Origin of the sequence: Pigmentiphaga aceris, from assembly GCF_008119665.1 — a bacterium.
Lineage (GTDB): Bacteria > Pseudomonadota > Gammaproteobacteria > Burkholderiales > Burkholderiaceae_B > Pigmentiphaga > Pigmentiphaga aceris.
Window position 1 is genome coordinate 1803260 of sequence record NZ_CP043046.1, and the last position, 18709, is coordinate 1821968.

Below are 18709 nucleotides of genomic sequence, written 5' to 3' on the forward strand. Positions count from 1 at the left end.
CCGCATCACTCACGCGGTTTCACCTGCGATAGCAAGGGAAGCGGGCGCGACACCTTCTTGGGCCGTTTTGCACGTCGCTGAGGCGTCTCGACCCCAAACGCAGTCTGCTCCTGCACCGCTTCATTGGACGGCACGGCGTCGCCACCTGCTGCACGTTCCAGGTCCTGCACCATCCGTGCAATCCGATCGGCCAGTTTCTCGGTGCTGAGTCGTTCCCGAAAACGTTCCACCAATAAAGGAAAGGAAAACGGCGACGGTCGTTTCAATGTCATCAACTGCAAGGGCAGGGCTTGAAGCCGGGTCAAGGTCTCTTCGAGCCGCCCCAAGTCCAGTTCCTGTCTCAGCACTTCGGCGTCTGCCTGCGCCAGCAGCAGGTTGTCCGGGTCGTATTTGCGGAACACATCAAAGAACAGGCCCGATGAGGCTTGCAACTGACGGTTGCTTTTCGGCGCACCCGGAAAGCCTTGGAAGATCAGCCCGGAGACGCGTGCGATCTCGCGGAAACGTCGCTGCGCAAGCTCGCTGGCATTCAGACTGGCCACCACGTCGTGCATCAAGGTGTCAGTGGCGAACAGGTCTGCATCGAACAGGCTGGCCCAATCGATGGCTTCTGCGCTCAGCAATTCCAGGCCGTAATCGTTCACCGCCATCGAAAAGCTGGCGGGTTGCAGCTTGCCAGCCCGCCACGCCAGCAGGCTGGCTACCCCAAGGTGAACATGGCGTCCGGCAAATGGATACAGGAACAGGTGCGTGCCCTCGCGCGAGCGCCAGGTTTCAGCCAGCAAGCAGTTGCTGACGGGCAGCGCCGACCACTCGGCCTGGATCGCCAGTAAAGGGGCGACGGCGCGCATCTCGGGGCTGGTGAAACGACCGGCTGCGGCTTCGTCCAACTGTTCGACCAGTGCACGTGCCAATTCTGAAGACAGCGGCATCTTGCTGCCATTCCAGCGGGGTGTGACGCCCTTGCCACCCGTGCCTGGCTTCACGTAAGCCGTCATTTCGTGGGTGCGCACCAGTTCCAGCAGGCGGCCAGCGAACAAGAACGCGTCGCCGGGGTTCAAGCGAGCAATGAATCCTTCGTCAATGCTGCCCAGGTCACCACCACGGCCACCTTTGCCCCAGAACTTCACCCGCATCGCGGCGTCGCTGACAATCGTGCCGATGCTCATGCGATGGCGGCGCGCCAGCCGGGCATCCGGCACGCGCCAGATACCATGTTCGTCCACCGCCACGCGTCGATAGTCGGGGTAGGCGGCCAGCGACGCACCGCCGCGCGTGACGAAATCCAGTGCCCACTGCCATTCGGCATCAGTCAGGTGGCGATAGGAGTGGGCCTCCCGCACTTCATTCAGCAGCTCGTCGGGCACAAAGCCGGTACCCAACGCGATCGTGACCAAGTGCTGTACCAGCACATCAAGCGGCTTTTCCGGTGGATGGCGCGATTCGATCCTGCCTGCCTGCGCCGCCGCCCGAACCGCCGCCGCTTCAACCAGTTCCAGGCTGTGCGTGGGAACCAGCGTCACGCGAGAAGGGCGTCCAGGCGCGTGGCCGGATCGCCCTGCACGTTGCAGCAATCGCGCCACGCCTTTGGGCGAGCCTATCTGTAACACCCGATCGACCGGTAAAAAATCCACGCCCAAGTCCAGACTTGAGGTGGATACCACTGCCCGAAGCAATCCGTTCTTCAGGCCAAATTCCACCCAATCGCGCGTTTCACGGGCCAGCGAGCCATGATGCAACGCAATATCTCCGGCCCAATCAGGCCGGGCAGCCAGCAAGGCCTGATACCATCGCTCCGCTTGCGATCGGGTGTTGATGAACACCAGTGTGGACCGATTCTGTTCCAGTTCCGCAATCACTGCGGGCAGCATGGCCAGCCCCAGGTGACCCGCCCACGGAAAGCGCTCGATCCGTGGGGGCAGCAGGGTATCGATCAGCATGCGCTTGGGTGTCTTGCCCTGAACCAGCACACCGGCAGCGGCATGCGCAGGCCCCAGCAAGGCGTCCATCGCTTCGGGCAGATTACCCAGGGTTGCAGACAGGCCCCAGACTGCCAGCCCGGGCGAACTTCGCCGCAGGCGCGCCAGTGCTAGTTGCACCTGCACCCCGCGCTTGGTGCCCAGCAGCTCATGCCATTCATCGGCCACCACCAGTTTCAGGCTGGAAAAAGCCTCGGCGGCGTTGGCCTGGGCCAGCAGCAGGCTCAGGCTTTCCGGCGTGGTGACCAATACAGTAGGCAGCCGCCGACCCTGGGCCGCACGTTCGCTGGCAGGGGTGTCGCCGGTACGAGCGCCCGCAGTCCAAGGCACGTCCAATGCTTCCAGTGCGACCTTGAGCGATCGCAAGGTATCGGCACCCAATGCACGCATCGGTGTCAGCCAGATGACGGTAAGCGCCTGAGCTTTGGGCCTTTCTGCAACACCGTCTGCAAATGCAGCCAATGCGCCCAGCCATAGTGCGTAGGTCTTGCCGGCACCGGTTGTGGCGTGCACCAAACCGCTGCGACCCCGCTTCAACTCAAGCCAGGCTTGGCGTTGGAATGGAAACGAACGCCACCCCTGGGAAGCGAACCAATTATCAATACGTACCGTAACAGGGGGGGCGGTGTCGTTTTTTGTAACCGCCACGAACTTTTTTTTGCGCTGCGGTGCACTATTTCGGGGCGTTGGCATAGCTTGAATTCATGCCTTTGGGTAATATGTCTTATATAAGATTAGCAAGGCCCGTACCAGGAAAAGCAGTCCCCGCTACCTTCAGTTTCCCGACAGGGTGCGGGTAAGTGCGGACTGTTCAAGTGCGTTACACTCATCAAGTTTGCTGTCTCGTAGGTAGCACGTCGTGAATCTCGCGAATTACTTCCCCGTTTTACTCTTCATCATCGTGGCGAGCGTGCTCGGTTTCGTGCTGATGTTGGCCGGTTCTCTTATCGGACCCAACAAGCCTGACGCCGAGAAACTGTCTCCCTACGAGTGTGGCTTCGAAGCCTTCGAAGATGCGCGCATGCGCTTCGACGTTCGGTATTACCTCGTCGCCATCTTGTTCATTCTGTTCGACCTCGAAATCGCATTCCTCTTCCCGTGGGCAATGGCCAATGGTCAAGTCGGCCTGCTTGGCTTCGGCACGATGCTGGTGTTCCTCACCATCTTGTTGATCGGCTTCGCTTACGAGTGGAAAAAAGGCGCGTTGAGCTGGGAATGATCCCGCGCGTCGGTTCAAAGTAAAGGTATTGCCATGGCTATCGAAGGCATTCTGAACGAAGGCTTCATCACCACCACCGCCGACAAGGTCATCAACTGGGCCCGGACCGGCTCGTTGTGGCCGATGACGTTCGGCCTGGCCTGTTGTGCGGTCGAGATGATGCATGCCGGTGCGGCACGCTACGATCTTGACCGTTTCGGCATCATTTTCCGCCCCAGCCCGCGCCAGGCCGACGTGATGATCGTCGCTGGCACCTTGTGCAACAAGATGGGCCCGGCACTGCGCAAGGTCTATGACCAGATGCCCGAGCCGCGTTGGGTGGTCTCGATGGGCTCCTGCGCGAATGGTGGTGGTTATTACCACTACTCGTACTCGGTAGTCCGCGGCTGTGATCGCATCGTTCCGGTAGATATCTACGTACCGGGCTGCCCCCCCACCGCCGAGGCCTTGGTGTACGGCTTGCTGCAATTGCAGAACAAGATCCGCCGCACCAATACCATCGCCCGCTAAGCACCACGCCCGCTACTCGCGCGCATCTCCACGCTTCATTGCAGGAAGCCCGCATGACCCAGCTTGTGACCCTTCAGCAGAACCTGCGCAGCGCTCTCGGCGAGGACATCCGCCTGAAGGAAAGTCTTGGCGAAGTGACTATCGAAGTCACCGCCGCCGATTACCTGTCCGTGATCACCACGCTGCGCGATCACCCGACATTGAGCTTCGAGTCCTGTATCGATCTCTGTGGCGTCGACTATTCGACCTACGGAGACGGCAGCTACGAAGGTCCGCGCTTTGCCGTGGTGTTGCACCTCCTGTCGTACGCCCATAACTGGCGTCTGCGTGTGCGTGCCTTCACGGCTGACGACGATCTGCCTATCATTCCGTCGGCGCTCGACGTGTGGGCCGGTGTGAACTGGTACGAGCGTGAAGCCTTCGATTTCTACGGCATCGTGTTCGAAGGCCACCCCGACCTGCGCCGCATCCTGACGGACTATGGCTTCATCGGCCATCCGTTCCGCAAGGACTTCCCGCTGACCGGCAACGTCGAAATGCGTTACGACCCCGAGCAGAAGCGTGTGATCTATCAACCCGTGACGATCGAGCCGCGTGAAATCACGCCGCGCGTGATTCGTGAAGAAAGCTACGGGAACGGACGCTGAACATGGCTGAAATCAAGAACTACACCCTGAACTTCGGGCCCCAACACCCGGCCGCCCACGGCGTGCTGCGTCTGGTGCTTGAACTCGACGGCGAAGTGATCCAGCGTGCTGACCCGCACATTGGTCTGCTGCACCGCGCAACCGAAAAGCTCGCCGAGCACAAGACCTTCCTGCAGGCACTGCCCTACATGGATCGTCTCGACTACGTGTCGATGATGTGCAACGAGCACGCCTACGTCATGGCGATCGAAAAGCTGCTGGGCATCGAAGTGCCGCTGCGTGCTCAGTACATCCGCGTGATGTTCGACGAAATCACCCGTATCCTGAATCACCTGATGTCGCTCGGCTCGCACGCGCTCGACGTGGGGGCGATGGCAGTGTTCCTGTACACCTTCCGTGAACGCGAAGACCTGATGGACTGCTACGAAGCGGTCTCGGGCGCGCGCATGCACGCGGCGTACTACCGTCCGGGTGGCGTTTATCGCGACCTGCCGGACGCCATGCCGAAGTTCCGCGACAGCAAGTACCGCAGCGCCAAGGAAACCAGTTTCCTGAACGAGCAGCGCTCGGGCTCGATGCTGGACTTCATCGAAGACTTCACCAATCGTTTCCCGGCCTGCGTCGACGAATACGAAACCCTGCTGACCGATAACCGTATCTGGAAGCAGCGTCTGGTCGACATCGGCATCGTGACCCCCGATCGTGCCAAGGCACTGGGCTTCACCGGCCCGATGCTGCGCGGTTCGGGCGTTGCCTGGGACTTGCGCAAGACGCAGCCCTACGAAGTCTACGATCTGATGAAGTTCGACATTCCGGTCGGCAAGAACGGCGACTGCTACGACCGTTATCTGGTCCGCGTGGAAGAACTGCGTCAGAGCAACAAGATCATCAAGCAGTGCGTCGAGTGGTTGCGCAACAACCCCGGCCCGGTGATGACCTCGAACCACAAGGTGGCTCCGCCCGCCCGTGCCGGCATGAAGTCCAGCATGGAAGAGCTGATTCACCACTTCAAGCTGTTCTCCGAAGGTTTCCACGTACCGGCAGGCGAAGCCTATTCGGCTGTGGAACATCCGAAGGGCGAATTCGGCATCTACATGATTTCCGACGGTGCGAACAAGCCTTACCGCTTGAAGATTCGTGCGCCGGGCTTTGCGCATTTGCAGTCGCTCGACGAGATGGCGCGCGGTCACATGATCGCCGACGCTGTGACCATCATCGGTACGCAAGACATCGTGTTCGGCGAAATCGACCGCTGATACGACCATCGGATTTCGACACCATGCAGCTTTCCCCCCAGGCTTATAAGAAGATCGACCGCGAACTGGCCAAGTTCCCGGCTGATCAGAAACAGTCCGCCACGATGGCCGCGCTGGCCATCGCGCAGGACGAAACGGGCTGGTTGTCGCCCGACGTGTTGGCCGCTGTCGCCGACTATCTGGGCATGCCGCCGATCGCGGTCCAGGAAGTCGCGACCTTCTACAACATGTTCGACACCAAACCGGTCGGCAAGCACAAGATCTCGGTGTGCACCAATCTGCCCTGTGCGTTGCGCGACGGTGAAAAAGCCGCCCACCACCTGAAGCAGAAGCTGGGCATCGATTTCCGCGAAACCACGGCAGACGGCCAGTTCACTCTGGTTGAAGGCGAGTGCATGGGCGCGTGCGGCGATGCGCCGGTGCTGTTGGTCAACAACAAACGCATGCTGATCCAGATGTCCGACGTTCGCCTCGATGCGATGCTGGATGAACTGCGTTCGGGCGGCGCCGCCCCCGGAGATGTGAAATGAATGATTCCAATCTGCCGATCACCACGGCCTTCCACCAGCGGCATATTTCGCCGCAGATCATGGACGGTCTGGACGGCCAGAACTGGCGCCTGAAAGAATACGTGGCCCGTGGCGGCTACGAAGCCCTGCGCAAGATCCTGACCACCGGCATGACGCCGGAGCAGGTCATTGCCGAGGTCAAGGCCTCGGGTCTGCGCGGCCGTGGCGGTGCAGGTTTCCCGACCGGCCTGAAGTGGAGCTTCATGCCGCGCACCTTCCCGGGTCAGAAGTACCTGGTCTGCAATTCCGACGAAGGCGAGCCGGGCACGTTCAAGGATCGCGACATTCTTCGCTACAACCCGCATATCGTCATCGAAGGCATGGCCATCGCCGCCTTCGCGATGGGTATTCCGGTTGGCTACAACTACATCCACGGCGAAATCTTCGAAGTGTACGAACGCTTCGAAGAGGCGCTGGACGAAGCACGCGCCGCGGGCTTCCTGGGTGACGGCATCATGGGTTCGGCGTTCAACTTCCAGTTGCACGCCTTCCATGGTTACGGTGCGTACATCTGCGGTGAAGAAACCGCGCTGCTGGAATCGCTGGAAGGCAAGAAAGGCCAGCCGCGTTTCAAGCCGCCGTTCCCCGCAAGCTTCGGCCTGTACGGCAAGCCCACGACCATCAACAATACCGAAACCTTTGCTGCGGTCCCCTGGATCATCCGCAATGGTGGCGAAGCCTTCCTCGCGGTCGGCAAGCCCAACAACGGTGGCACCAAGCTGTTCTCGGTATCGGGTGACGTCGAGCGTCCTGGCAACTTCGAAATCCCGCTGGGCACGCCGTTCTCGACCCTGCTGGAACTCGCAGGCGGCATGCGTGGTGGCAAGAAGCTGAAGGCGGTGATTCCTGGCGGCTCCAGCTCGCCCGTGATCCCCGGCGACATCATGATGGACACCACGATGGACTACGACGCGATCGCCAAGGCGGGATCGATGCTCGGTTCCGGCGCGGTCATCGTGATGGACGAGACGCGCTGCATGGTCAAGTCCCTGCAACGCCTGTCGTACTTCTACTTCGAAGAAAGCTGCGGTCAGTGCACGCCTTGCCGCGAAGGCACGGGCTGGCTGTATCGCATGGTCGATCGCATCGAGAAAGGCAAAGGCCGTCCGGAAGACCTGGACATGCTCGATACGATTGCTGGCAACATCATGGGCCGCACGATCTGTGCCCTTGGTGATGCAGCCGCGATGCCGGTGCGGGGTTTCCTGAAGCACTACCGCGACGAATTCGCGTACCACATCGAACACAAGCACTGCCTGGTTCCCACCTACCTGTAAACCAGGCCGCGCGGAACGCACGCATACCGAATCAATGACTGGTCCCTGACGGGGCCCACGGATATACGATGGTTGAGATAACGATCGACGGCAAGACAGTGGAGGTCCCTGAGGGCAGCATGGTCATGCATGCAGCCCAGAAGGTTGGCCTCTACGTGCCGCACTTCTGCTATCACAAGAAGTTGTCGATCGCGGCCAATTGCCGCATGTGTCTGGTCGACGTCGAGAAAGCCCCCAAGCCGCTGCCCGCCTGTGCGACGCCGGTGAGCAAGGGCATGATCGTGCACACCCAGTCGGAAAAAGCCATCAAGGCCCAGAAGGGCGTGATGGAATTCCTGCTGATCAATCACCCGCTGGATTGCCCGATCTGTGATCAGGGCGGCGAGTGCCAATTGCAGGACTTGGCCGTCGGTTACGGTGGTTCCACCTCGCGCTATCAGGAAGAAAAGCGCGTCGTGTTCCACAAGAACCTGGGCCCGCTGGTGTCCGCGCAGGAAATGGCGCGTTGCATCCACTGCACCCGTTGCGTGCGTTTCGGCCAGGAAGTGGCCGGCGTGATGGAGCTCGGCATGATCGGCCGTGGTGAGCACTCGGAAATCACGTCCTTCGTCGGCCACGCCGTCGAATCCGAACTGTCGGGCAACATGATCGACGTGTGCCCGGTCGGCGCACTGACCTCCAAGCCCTTCCGCTACAGCGCCCGTACCTGGGAACTGGCACGTCGTCGTTCGGTCAGCCCGCACGACAGCAACGGTGCCAACCTGGTCGTGCAGGTCAAGAACGACCGCGTGATGCGTGTTGTTCCCTTCGAGAACGAAGCCGTCAACGAATGCTGGATCAGCGATCGTGACCGTTTCTCGTACGAAGGTCTGAACAGCGCCGACCGTCTGACCGCCCCGATGGTGCGTGGCAAAGACGGTCAATGGCGCGAAGTGGAATGGACCGAAGCGCTCGACGCCGTGATCGAAGGCCTGGACGGCGTACGTCAGTCCTACGGCGTGAAGCAGATCGGTGCCTTGTCCTCGGCCTACGCCACCACTGAAGAATTCGCACTGCTGGCTCGCCTGGCACGCGGTATCGGTACCCAGAACGTGGACTTCCGTCTGCGTCAGACCGATGCCGGTTTCGATGCAGCCCGCAGCGGTACCCCGTGGCTCGGCATGCCGATCGCCGAACTGGGCGCGCTGGATCGCGTGCTGATCGTCGGTTCGTTCCTGCGCAAGGATCATCCGCTGTTCGCCCAACGTCTGCGTCAAGCTGCCAAGCGCGGCACGCAAGTGCTGCTGATCGACGTGGCCGGTGACGATCCCTTGCTGCCCGTCGCTGCCCGCCTGACCGTGACCCCCAGCGAACTGCCGCGCGCACTCGCTGAAGTGTCGGTCGCGCTGGCCCGTGCTGCCGGTACTGAAGTGCCCGCTGCCTACGCAGGCGTCGAGCCGGGTGAGGTGGCACAAGCCATCGCCGCTTCGTTCGCGGGTGGCAAGAACGCCGCCGTGCTGCTGGGCAACCTGGCCGTCAACCACCCGCAAGCATCGGTGCTCGCCGCCAATGCCCAAGGCATTGCTGACGCCACCGACGCACGTCTGGGCTTCCTGACCGAAGGTGGCAACACCGTCGGCGGTTACCTGGCCGACGCCGTGCCGCACAACGGTGGCCTGAACGCCGCACAGATGCTGGCGCAGCCGCTGAAGGCCTACATCGTGTTGCACGCCGAACCCACGCTGGATGCCGACGACGGTGTTGCCGCCGCGCGCGCGCTGGCCGGTGCCGAGTTCAATGTTGCGCTGACTTCCTTCAAGTCGTCGGCACAGGACTGGGCTCACGTGATGCTGCCGGTGTCGCCGTTCACGGAAACCTCGGGCACTTATGTGAATGCCGAAGGCCGTGCACAAAGCTTCAAGGGCACGGTTCGTCCGCTGGGCCAGACCCGTCCGGGCTGGAAGGTGTTGCGTGTGCTGGGCAACGGTCTGCACCTGGACAACTTCGACGACGAAACCTCGGAATCGGTGCGCGACAGCGTGCTGAACGGTGAGGTCACGACGCGTCTGTCGAACCGCATCCAGACCGCAGCCGGTCTGGGTCAGGCTGCGAAAGCAGGCCTGGAACGCGTGGCCGATGTGCCGATCTACTTCAGCGACGCCATCGCCCGTCGTGCCGAAGGCCTGCAAGCTGCCCCGGCATCGAACACCCCCAAGGTTCGCGTCAACGCGCAAACCCTGCAAACTCTCGGCCTCGAAGCCGGCCAGACGGTTCGCGTGCGCAGCGCAGCCGGCAGCGCCGAACTCGCCCTGCAACTTGACGAACGCCTGCCGAATCGTGCGGTGCGTGTGTCGGCATCGCATGCCAGCACGGTCGCCCTTGGTGGCGCCTTCGTCGAACTGAACGTGGAGCGAATCTAAGATGTCGTGGCTCGACGTAGTTAATTCGCATGGCGAGGCGCTGTTGGGTGCCGGCCTGTGGTATCTGGTCTGGACGGTCGTCAAGATCCTCGTGATCGCCGTGCCGATCATTCTGTGTGTTGCGTACCTGACCTACTGGGAACGCAAGATGATCGGCTGGATGCACGTCCGTACCGGCCCGAACCGCGTGGGTTACAAGGGCTTGTTGCAGCCTTTCGCCGACGTGTTCAAGCTGCTGACCAAGGAAGTCATCACCCCGACCAACGCCAACAAGGTGCTGTACATCGTGGCACCCGTCGTGGTGCTGATGCCGGCGCTGGCCGCCTGGGCGGTTGTGCCCTTCGGCCCGGAAGTGGTGCTGGCCGACGTGAACGCCGGTCTGCTGTACGTGATGGCAATCACCTCGCTGGGCGTCTATGGCGTGATCATCGCCGGTTGGGCCTCGAACTCGAAGTACGCCTTCCTGGGTGCAATGCGCGCGTCGGCACAGATGGTGTCCTACGAGCTGGCCATCGGCTTCGTGCTGGTGACGGTGCTGCTGGTGTCGGGCAGCCTGAACATGAGCGACATCGTGGTCAAGCAGACCCAGGGCACGTTCGCCGACATGGGCCTGACCTTCCTGTCGTGGAACTGGTTGCCGCTGCTGCCGCTGTTCGTGATCTACGTGATCTCGGCCGTTGCCGAAACCAACCGCCACCCGTTCGACGTGGTGGAAGGCGAATCGGAAATCGTGGCCGGCCACATGGTCGAATACTCGGGCATGGCGTTCGCGCTGTTCTTCCTGGGCGAATACGCCAACATGATTCTGCTGTCCTGCATGGCCTCGGTCATGTTCCTGGGCGGCTGGACTTCTCCGATCGACATCGCACCGCTGACCTGGATTCCTGGCTGGATCTGGCTGGCGCTCAAGACCTTCTTCGTGGTGTCGCTGTTCGTATGGTTCCGCGCGTCGTTCCCGCGTTACCGCTATGACCAGATCATGCGTCTGGGCTGGAAGATTTTCATTCCGCTCACGCTGGTGTGGTTCCTGGTGGTGGCGATCTGGATGCAGACGCCCTGGAACATCTGGAAGTAAGGCGCGACGCCCCATGAACGCAAAGATCAGGCAGGACAGATAATGCAAGCAATCAGAGAATTCTTCGGCAGCCTCATGCTGACCGAGCTGCTCAAGGGCATGAAGCTCACGGGCAAGTACTTTTTTGCGCGCAAGATCACAATTCAGTACCCGGAAGAGAAGACGCCGATGTCGCCGCGCTTCCGTGGACTGCACGCCTTGCGCCGTTACTCCAACGGTGAAGAGCGCTGCATCGCATGCAAATTGTGCGAAGCAGTGTGCCCGGCCATGGCCATCACGATCGAATCCGAAGTGCGTGAAGACGGCAGCCGCCGTACCAACCGCTACGACATCGATCTGACCAAGTGCATCTTCTGTGGCTTCTGTGAAGAAAGCTGCCCGGTCGATTCGATCGTCGAGACGCACATTCACGAATACCACGGCGAAAAGCGTGGCGACCTGTACTTCACCAAGCCCATGCTGTTGGCGATCGGTGACAAGTACGAGCCCGAGATTGCCCAGAACCGCGCCCAGGACGCCCGCTACCGGTGAGCAACCTGTATTCCGATTCTCTGGTCGCCTGCGGGCGCGGTTTCTGTCTGAAAGCCACACCATGACTGCCATTCTCTTCTACGTCTTCGCCGCGATCCTGGTCGTGGCGTCTCTGCGGGTCATTACCGCACGCAGCCCGGTGACGGCGGCCATGCACCTGGTGCTGGCCTTCTTCACCGCCGCCATGATCTGGGTTCTGCTGAAAGCCGAATTCCTGGGCATCCTGCTGGTGCTGGTGTATGTCGGCGCGGTGATGGTGCTGTTCTTGTTCGTGGTGATGATGCTGGATATCAACACCGACAAGATCCGCGAAGGCTTCCGCTCGTATCTGCCGCTTGGCCTCACGGTCGGTGCGGTCATGGTCGCCGAAATGTCCTTCGTGCTGGCTCGTGCCTACTGGCAGACCGATGTCGGTCCCGCCGTGGTGCCGGACGACTTCAACAACACCCGCGAGATCGGCATTGCGATGTACACCCAGTACGTCTACGCCGTCGAGATCGCCGCTGTGCTGTTGCTGGTCGGCATGATCGCCGCCATCGCACTGACCCTGCGTCACCGTGTTGACCTGAAGCGCAACGATCCGAGCAAGCAGATCCGTGCGCGTCGTGACGAGCGTGTCCGCCTGGTCGACGTTGCACCGGCGCCGCGCGTTACCGCGAGCCCGGCTGCCGATGCCGCACCCACCGATTCCACCGGAGGCAAAGCATGACTCTGACCCTGGGCCACTTCCTGGTGTTGGGCGCGATCCTTTTCGCGATCAGCATCGTTGGCATCTTCCTCAACCGCAAAAACATCATCGTGTTGTTGATGGCGATTGAACTGATGTTGCTTGCCGTGAATATGAATTTCGTCGCTTTTTCAAGCTGGTTGGGCGATTTGAGCGGACAGGTTTTCGTGTTTTTCATCCTGACCGTCGCGGCTGCCGAGTCGGCAATCGGTCTGGCCATCCTGGTCGTGTTGTTCCGTAACTTGAACACCATCAACGTGGACGAACTCGACCGCCTGAAGGGCTGAGGCTCGGTCGCTGCAACGAGAAATCAAGAACATGTCGAGCCTTCCGAAGCTCTATCTAATCATCATCGCCTTTGCCCCCTTGATCGGGGCGGCCCTCGCCGGATTGTTCGGCACGGGCTTCATGGGCCGCTGGATCAGCCGATCCGGCGCACACACCGTCACGATTGCCGGTGTGTTGATCTCTGCTATTGGCTCTGTTGTCATCCTGACAAAAGTGCTCAATGGCGCACCTGTCTTCAACGAGACGCTCTATACCTGGAGCATGGTTGGCAACATCAAGCTTGAGATCGGTTTCCTGGTCGACAGCTTGACGGCCATGATGATGGTCGTCGTGACCTCCGTCTCCTTGATGGTGCACATCTACACAATCGGCTACATGAAGGACGATCCGGGCTATCAGCGATTCTTCGCTTATATCTCGCTGTTCACCTTCTCCATGCTGATGCTGGTCATGTCGAACAACATGCTCCAGTTGTTCTTCGGCTGGGAAGCCGTGGGCCTGGTGTCCTACCTGCTGATCGGTTTCTGGTACACCCGTCCGACCGCCATCTTCGCCAACATGAAGGCCTTCCTGGTCAATCGTGTGGGTGACTTCGGCTTCGTGCTGGGTATCGGCCTGCTGTTCGCCTACACCGGTTCGCTGAATTACACGGAAGTGTTCAGCCAATCGACCGTGCTGGCGACCAAAGTGTTCCCGGGTACCGACTGGCAAATGCTGACGGTGGCTTGTATCTGCCTGTTCATCGGTGCGATGGGCAAGTCGGCACAGTTCCCGCTGCACGTCTGGCTGCCTGACTCGATGGAAGGCCCGACCCCGATTTCGGCGCTGATCCACGCAGCAACCATGGTGACCGCAGGTATCTTCATGGTGGCGCGTTTCTCGCCGCTGTTCGAACTGTCGACCACGGCACTGTCGTTCATCATGGTGATCGGTGCCATCACGGCGCTGTTCATGGGCTTCCTGGGCATCATCCAGAACGACATCAAGCGTGTGGTGGCTTACTCGACGCTGTCGCAGCTGGGCTACATGACGGTTGCGCTGGGCGCGTCGGCTTACTCGGTGGCCATCTTCCACCTGATGACCCACGCGTTCTTCAAGGCGCTGCTGTTCCTGGCTGCAGGCTCGGTCATCGTTGGTATGCACCACCAGCAAGACATCCGCTTCATGGGTGGCCTGCGCAAGTACATGCCTATCACCTGGATCACCTCGCTGCTGGGTTCGCTGGCCCTGATCGGCACGCCGTTCTTCGCAGGCTTCTACTCGAAGGAAAACATCATCGAGGCGGCCAAGCTGGCCAACGTCCCGGGTGCTTCCTTTGCGTACTACGCTGTGCTGATCGGTGTGTTCGTCACCGCCTTCTACTCGTTCCGCATGTTCTTCCTGGTGTTCCACGGGAAAGAGCGTTTCGACACCAGCGATCATGGTCACGGTCACGATGCGCATGGTCATGACGATCATGCACACGACAGCCACGGCCACGACGACCACGGTCATGACGATCACGGCCACCACGGCGGCAAGCCGCACGAGTCGCCTGCTGTCATCACCTTGCCGTTGATCCTGCTGGCCATTCCGTCGGTCATCATCGGTGCCATCGCAATCGGTCCGATGCTGTTCGGTGACTTCTTCAAGGGCGTGATCTTCGTGTCGCCCACGCATCCGGCCATGGCCGAGCTTGCGACGCACTTCCACGGCTGGTTGGCCTACGGTCTGCATGCATTCCAGACCCTGCCGTTCTGGCTGGCTGTCGCTGGTGTGGTGGTTGCCTGGTACTTCTATCTGGTGAACCCGGCCATCCCGACTGCGATCAAGGCGAACTGCGGTTTCATCTACCGTCTGCTGGAAGAGAAGTACTACATGGATCGCTTCAACCAGGCCGTGTTCGCCGGTGGCGCACGCTGGTTGGGCACCGGCTTCTGGAAGGCGGGTGACCGCTTCCTGATCGACGGTCTGTTGGTCAATGGCAGTGCCAAGTTGGTCGGCTGGTTCGCGGCAGTGTCGCGTCACCTGCAGTCCGGCTACATCTACCACTACGCCTTCGCGATGATTATCGGGATGATGGCTTTCGTAACGATCTTCGTGTTGTTGAACAAGTGATGGCAAGCGACATGGCAAATTCTTCTTCCTCCTTGCTGACGCTTGCAATCTTTGTCCCGATCGCCTTCGGTGCTTTGCTGCTGGCGATCGGCAACGAGCGCAACGCGTCCACCATGCGCTGGATCGCGTTGATCGGTTCTATCGTCAGTTTCCTGATCACGATTCCGCTGTTTACCGGCTTCGATGCCACCAGCGCCAAGCTGCAGTTCGTCGAATATCACGCCTGGGTTCCGAGCTTCAAGATCTTCTACCACCTGGGTGTGGACGGCATTTCGTTGTGGTTCGTGCTGCTGACTGCCTTCATCACGATCATCGTGGTGGCGGCAGCCTGGGAAGTGATCACCGATCGCGTCCATCAGTACATGGCCGCATTCCTGATCCTGTCGGGTCTGATGATCGGCGTGTTCGCTGCTGCTGATGGCATGCTGTTCTACGTGTTCTTCGAAGCCACCCTGATCCCGATGTACATCATCATCGGTGTGTGGGGCGGTCCGAACCGTGTGTACGCTGCGTTCAAGTTCTTCCTGTACACGCTGCTGGGTTCGCTGCTGACCCTGATTGCGTTCATCTACCTGTGGCACGTGTCGGGCGGTTCGTTCAGCATCGCCGACTGGCATCAGGTCAAGCTGTCGCAGACGGCGCAGACCCTGATCTTCGTCGCGTTCCTGATGGCATTTGCCGTGAAGGTGCCGATGTGGCCGGTGCACACCTGGTTGCCTGACGCTCACGTGGAAGCACCTACCGGTGGTTCCGTGGTGCTGGCGGCAATCATGCTGAAGCTGGGTGCCTATGGCTTCCTGCGCTTCTCGCTGCCGATCGCCCCTGACGCCGCGCACAGCCTGGCTGGCTTCATGATCGCCTTGTCGCTGATCGCCGTGGTCTACATCGGCCTGGTGGCACTGGTTCAGGAAGACATGAAGAAACTGGTGGCTTACTCGTCGGTTGCCCACATGGGCTTCGTGACGCTCGGCTTCTTCATGTTCAACCAGGTTGGTGTCGAAGGCGCAATCGTGCAGATGGTCTCGCACGGCTTCGTGTCGGGCGCGATGTTCCTGTGTATCGGTGTGCTGTATGACCGTGTGCACTCGCGCAAGATCGCCGATTACGGTGGTGTGGTGAACACCATGCCGCGTTTCGCCACCTTCTTCGTGCTGTTCTCGATGGCCAATGCCGGCCTGCCTGCTACCAGCGGCTTCATCGGCGAGTTCCTGGTCATTCTGGGCGCGGTGGAATACAACTTCTGGATCGGCTTGCTTGCTGCCACCGCCCTGATTCTCGGCGCGTCGTATTCGCTGTGGATGGTCAAGCGCGTGGTCTACGGTGAAATCGTGCACGAGCACGTACGTGTGCTCAAAGACGTCAACGGTCGTGAGTTCGCGATCCTGGGCATCATGGCGCTGGCCGTGCTGTTCATGGGCGTGTATCCGAAGCCGTTCACCGATGTCATGCACGTCTCGGTCGATGCGCTGCTGAAGCACGTCGCCATCTCCAAACTGTAAGCGCGGGACGCTCAACGCAATGGATTATTCGGATCTGAATTTCGCCCTTGCCGCACCGGAGATCGTGCTTGCGATCCTGGCGTCGGCGATCCTGCTGATCGACGCTTTTGTCGACGATCCGCGGCGGGTGCTCACGCACTGGCTGTCACTGGGTTCTCTGGTGGTCGTCGCGGTCATCAGCGCATTCCAGCTGTCTTCGGGTGTGCAAAGCACGACCTTCAGCGGTCTGTACGTCGCTGACAACATGGCGCACGTGCTGAAGCTGTGCTCTTACGCAGCGGTTGCGGTCACGCTGATCTACGGCCGTGCCTACGCCGAGTCGCGTCAGATGCTGCGCGGTGGTGAGTTCTACGTACTCGCGCTCTTCTGTCTGCTTGGCCAGATGGTCATGATCTCGGCAGCCAATCTGCTGTCGATCTACCTGGGCCTGGAACTGATGTCGCTGTCGCTGTATGCGATGGTTGCACTGCGCCGCGAGCACACGATCTCGACCGAAGCCGCCATGAAGTACTTCGTGCTGGGCGCGCTGGCGTCGGGCTTCCTGCTGTACGGCATGTCGATGGTCTACGGAGCAACCGGTTCGCTGGCCCTGGATGAGATCGCCACGGCAGTGCAGGGCGGTGCCAACAGCAACTACATCATGACCTTTGGTCTGGTGTTCCTGGTGTCGGGCCTGGCCTTCAAGCTGGGTGTGGTTCCGTTCCACATGTGGGTGCCGGACGTCTACGAAGGCGCACCGACCCCGGTTACGCTGATGCTGGGTGCTGCACCCAAGCTGGCCACGTTCGCCATGACCTTGCGCATCCTGGCTGACGGCCTGCTGGGCCTGGCTGCCGACTGGCAACCGATGCTGGCGATTCTTGCTGTCGCGTCGCTGGCCATCGGCAACCTGACTGCCATCATGCAGACCAGCCTGAAGCGCATGCTGGCCTACTCGACCATCTCGCACATGGGCTTCGTCCTGCTGGGCCTGATGTCGGGCGTAAACGACGGCAACACCCAGGCAGCCAGCGCTGCTTATGGTGGCGCGATGTTCTACGTGATCACCTACGTGCTGACCACGCTGGGTAGCTTCGGTATCGTGCTGCTGCTGTCGCGTGCCGGTTTCGAATGCGACAAGATCAGCGACCTGAAGGGCCTCAGCCGCCGCAGCCCGCTGTACGCAGGCGTCGTGCTGTTGCTGATGTTCTCGCTGGCCGGCATTCCGCCGACCGTTGGTTTCTTCGCCAAGCTGGCTGTGCTGCAGGCACTGGTCGGTGCGGGTCACGTGGTGCTGGCGGTGCTCGCCGTGGGCTTCTCGCTGATCGGCGCGTTCTACTACTTGCGCGTGGTCAAGACCGTGTACTTCGACGAACCGGCTGCTGATGCACCGGCCATCGAAGCATCGGCTGGTTTCCGTTCGGCGTTGACGCTCAACGGTGCCCTGATCCTGGGTCTGGCCATCGTGACGGGTCCGCTGATTTCGCTGTGCACGCAGGCAATCGCCTCGTCGTTCAACTTCTGATCGGCCTGCGGGCGCGGTTTACCGCGCCCGCCGCCGTATCACTACGGCCAAGACATTGAAACAAAGCCTCGCTTTATATCTTCTGATCGCGCTGGCGCTCGTCACCGCGAATCTTCCGTTTCTGTCTGAACGTCTGTTCGGACTGTTGCCCTGGCGTCGCGCGGGGGTGATCAGCGTCAAGCCGTTCTGGCTGCGCATGCTGGAATTGACAGTTTTGTACCTGCTGGTCGGTGCGCTTGGTTTTGCCTTCGAGGCCAGCCTTGGCAATCCTTTCCCACAGGGATGGCAGTTCTACGCGATCACTGCCAGTCTGTTTCTGGTGTTTGCCTACCCAGGCTTTGTGTATCGTTATCTGCGTCGTGGCGCTGCGCGCGCTTAGTACGCATGGTGTGCCGGTCAGCCTTCGGTTTCACCCACGCAGCGCACGCCCGTTCATAAGACCCAGTCAAAAACCCGTTCTACAGGCCTCGTCCGACTGGACTCAAGCTTGTCGGACGGCGTCCCGCACGACAGAATCCCCTTTTTGTTTCCTTCAGGTGCCCCGGCATGAGCATTGATCCCGCCCTGCACGCCTTGTCCGAAAGCAGCGAACGCCTTAACGAGGCAACCTTGTCCAGTGAATCCGTCTTCAAAGGACGATTGCTTGATGTCCGGCGTGACAAGGTCCGATTGCCTGGCGGGGCCGAGGTCACGCGGGAATACGTCGTGCACCCCGGTGCTGCGATGGTCGTACCCCTTCTGGCAGATGGACAGGTATTGCTGGAACGGCAGTATCGTTACCCTTTGCACCGCGCCTTCATCGAGTTTCCTGCCGGCAAGATCGATCCTGGCGAGTCGCCACGGCAGACCGCCGAACGCGAGTTGCTGGAAGAAACTGGTTACCGCGCAGGAAAGTGGACCGAGCTCACGACCATTCACAATGCCATTGGCTACAGCGACGAGCGCATCGTGCTGTATCTGGCGGAAGACCTGGTCGTGGGTGACCAGGAACTCGACGAACACGAATTCGTCGAACTCTTTACGGTACCGTTGGCGCAACTGATGGCCTGGATCGCGTCTGGTGACGTGACCGACGTGAAGACCATCATCGGTGCGTTCTTCGTTCAACAGCATTTGGCTGCTCGCTGACCTG

17 protein-coding genes are annotated in these 18709 nt (G+C 60.6%); 16 read left to right on the top strand and 1 reads right to left on the bottom strand.

Going from position 1 to position 18709, the window contains the following annotated elements; translation table 11 throughout:
* Positions 1-5: 5 nt before the first annotated feature.
* Complete coding sequence (locus FXN63_RS07565; protein WP_148814099.1) at positions 6-2672, bottom strand: ligase-associated DNA damage response DEXH box helicase; 2667 nt, start codon at positions 2670-2672, stop codon at positions 6-8.
* Between the two features lie 166 nt (positions 2673-2838).
* Here FXN63_RS07565 and FXN63_RS07570 point away from each other — a divergent pair, with 166 nt between their 5' ends.
* The 16 genes from FXN63_RS07570 to FXN63_RS07645 all read left to right on the top strand — a co-directional run bounded on the left by FXN63_RS07570 (position 2839) and on the right by FXN63_RS07645 (position 18705).
* A complete protein-coding gene (locus FXN63_RS07570; RefSeq protein ID WP_148814100.1) occupies positions 2839-3198 on the top strand; it encodes an NADH-quinone oxidoreductase subunit A in 360 nt (119 codons plus the stop codon).
* 33 nt (positions 3199-3231) lie between these two features.
* A complete protein-coding gene (locus tag FXN63_RS07575) occupies positions 3232-3708 on the top strand; it encodes a NuoB/complex I 20 kDa subunit family protein (RefSeq protein WP_148814101.1) in 477 nt (158 codons plus the stop codon).
* Between the two features lie 53 nt (positions 3709-3761).
* Positions 3762-4355, top strand: a complete 594-nt coding sequence (locus FXN63_RS07580) for an NADH-quinone oxidoreductase subunit C (RefSeq protein WP_148814102.1) — start codon at positions 3762-3764, stop codon at positions 4353-4355.
* 2 nt (positions 4356-4357) lie between these two features.
* Positions 4358-5611, top strand: coding sequence for an NADH-quinone oxidoreductase subunit D (locus FXN63_RS07585; RefSeq protein ID WP_148814103.1), 1254 nt, complete (start codon positions 4358-4360; stop codon positions 5609-5611).
* 23 nt (positions 5612-5634) lie between these two features.
* Positions 5635-6141, top strand: coding sequence for an NADH-quinone oxidoreductase subunit NuoE (gene nuoE, locus FXN63_RS07590; RefSeq protein WP_148814104.1), 507 nt, complete (start codon positions 5635-5637; stop codon positions 6139-6141).
* A complete protein-coding gene (gene nuoF / locus FXN63_RS07595; protein ID WP_148814105.1) occupies positions 6138-7457 on the top strand; it encodes an NADH-quinone oxidoreductase subunit NuoF in 1320 nt (439 codons plus the stop codon). The genes nuoE and nuoF overlap by 4 nt, the downstream gene beginning before the upstream one ends.
* A 68-nt stretch (positions 7458-7525) precedes the next feature.
* On the top strand, positions 7526-9856 hold the full coding sequence (gene nuoG / locus FXN63_RS07600) for an NADH-quinone oxidoreductase subunit NuoG (RefSeq protein ID WP_148814106.1): 2331 nt from the start codon (positions 7526-7528) through the stop codon (positions 9854-9856).
* A 1-nt stretch (position 9857) separates the two neighbouring features.
* Positions 9858-10931 (top strand): NADH-quinone oxidoreductase subunit NuoH, encoded by a 1074-nt coding sequence (gene nuoH / locus FXN63_RS07605; RefSeq protein ID WP_148814107.1) that lies wholly within the window; start codon positions 9858-9860, stop codon positions 10929-10931.
* A gap of 42 nt (positions 10932-10973) precedes the next feature.
* Positions 10974-11462 carry an NADH-quinone oxidoreductase subunit NuoI gene (gene nuoI, locus FXN63_RS07610; RefSeq protein ID WP_148814108.1) on the top strand — a complete coding sequence of 163 codons (489 nt, stop codon included), beginning with the start codon at positions 10974-10976 and terminating at the stop codon, positions 11460-11462.
* Positions 11463-11523: 61 nt separating this feature from the next.
* A complete protein-coding gene (locus FXN63_RS07615; protein ID WP_148814109.1) occupies positions 11524-12171 on the top strand; it encodes an NADH-quinone oxidoreductase subunit J in 648 nt (215 codons plus the stop codon).
* Positions 12168-12476 (top strand): NADH-quinone oxidoreductase subunit NuoK, encoded by a 309-nt coding sequence (gene nuoK / locus FXN63_RS07620; protein WP_148814110.1) that lies wholly within the window; start codon positions 12168-12170, stop codon positions 12474-12476. Before FXN63_RS07615 ends, nuoK begins: the two co-directional genes overlap by 4 nt.
* A gap of 31 nt (positions 12477-12507) precedes the next feature.
* Positions 12508-14574 carry an NADH-quinone oxidoreductase subunit L gene (gene nuoL / locus FXN63_RS07625; RefSeq protein ID WP_148814111.1) on the top strand — a complete coding sequence of 689 codons (2067 nt, stop codon included), beginning with the start codon at positions 12508-12510 and terminating at the stop codon, positions 14572-14574.
* Positions 14574-16073 carry an NADH-quinone oxidoreductase subunit M gene (locus FXN63_RS07630; RefSeq protein ID WP_425468675.1) on the top strand — a complete coding sequence of 500 codons (1500 nt, stop codon included), beginning with the start codon at positions 14574-14576 and terminating at the stop codon, positions 16071-16073. The genes nuoL and FXN63_RS07630 overlap by 1 nt, the downstream gene beginning before the upstream one ends.
* A 19-nt stretch (positions 16074-16092) precedes the next feature.
* On the top strand, positions 16093-17577 hold the full coding sequence (nuoN, locus tag FXN63_RS07635; RefSeq protein WP_148814113.1) for an NADH-quinone oxidoreductase subunit NuoN: 1485 nt from the start codon (positions 16093-16095) through the stop codon (positions 17575-17577).
* A gap of 55 nt (positions 17578-17632) precedes the next feature.
* Positions 17633-17956 carry a DUF2818 family protein gene (locus tag FXN63_RS07640; protein WP_148814114.1) on the top strand — a complete coding sequence of 108 codons (324 nt, stop codon included), beginning with the start codon at positions 17633-17635 and terminating at the stop codon, positions 17954-17956.
* A gap of 167 nt (positions 17957-18123) precedes the next feature.
* Positions 18124-18705 carry an NUDIX domain-containing protein gene (locus FXN63_RS07645; RefSeq protein ID WP_148814115.1) on the top strand — a complete coding sequence of 194 codons (582 nt, stop codon included), beginning with the start codon at positions 18124-18126 and terminating at the stop codon, positions 18703-18705.
* Positions 18706-18709 lie beyond the last annotated feature (4 nt).